This window comes from Natrinema soli (genome assembly GCF_028618695.1).
On record NZ_JAQIVI010000264.1, the window covers coordinates 1 to 951 of the forward strand.

Here is a 951-nt window from a genome sequence, read left to right on the forward strand (position 1 = left end):
ACGCCGTCCGCGACGGGCGCGTGCGGGCGAGCGGCCGCGGACGGTACCTCTCGGGACACGTCGCGACGAAACTCCACCAGCTCCGCACCGCCTCCGGTCGCGCCGTCGGGACGCTCACGTCAGGGGGATTCCTGCGGCGATGAACGACTACGGTGAGAGCGTCGTCGACTACGGCCGGGCGGTCGTCCGTAACCACGGCGTCTGGCTGACGGCGCTCCTCTCGGTCGTCGTCTTCCTCGGTCTCGCCGCCTACGCGAACGTCGGCGACGTGACGAGCGCCCTCACCACCCTGAACTGGGGGACGTTCGCGGCCGTCATCGGCCTGACGACCGTCGGGTACGGCTTCCGGTTCGCCAAGTGGCACTACTACCTCCGGCTGCTCGAGGTGGACGTCCCGCTCGAGGCGAGCGCCATCACCTTCTTCAGCGGCCTGATGATGGTCGTCACGCCGGGGAAGGCCGGCGAGGTCTGGAAGGCGTGGTTCCTCCGGGACCAGCGCGGCGTCCCCGCGACCAAGACCACCTCCGTCGTCGGCGCCGAGCGCGTCACGGACCTCATTGCGCTGAGCGCGATGGCCGCGCTCGGGCTGCTGGTCTACAGCCACTCGTCGCTCCCCGTCGTCGTCGTCCTCAGCGCCATCGCGGCCGGTATCGGCCTGCTCCAGTGGCGTCGGGCCAGCCTGGCGATCCTCGGTCGTCTCGAGTCGGTCCCGATCGTCGGCGACTACGCGACCGAACTGGAGCGGTTCTACGAGAGCACCTACCGGCTGTTCCGGTTGCGCCCGCTGGTCGTCTCGACGCTGTGCAGCCTCGCTGCGTGGGGCCTGGAGGGCGTCGCCCTCTGGCTGGTCCTCGAGGGGTTCGGCCTCGAGACCAGCGTCGTGATCGGCCTGTTCGTCTTCGGCCTCGGGTCGGTCGTCGGCGCGGTGTCGATGCTCCCGGGAGGCCTCGC

General features: G+C 70.6%; 1 protein-coding gene. It reads left to right on the top strand.

Translation table 11 applies throughout. The features are described 5' to 3' along the window. Positions 1-139: 139 nt before the first annotated feature. Positions 140-951, top strand: an 812-nt coding sequence (locus PGX04_RS16445; protein WP_273739501.1) for a lysylphosphatidylglycerol synthase transmembrane domain-containing protein, incomplete at its 3' end; no start/stop codon positions are given.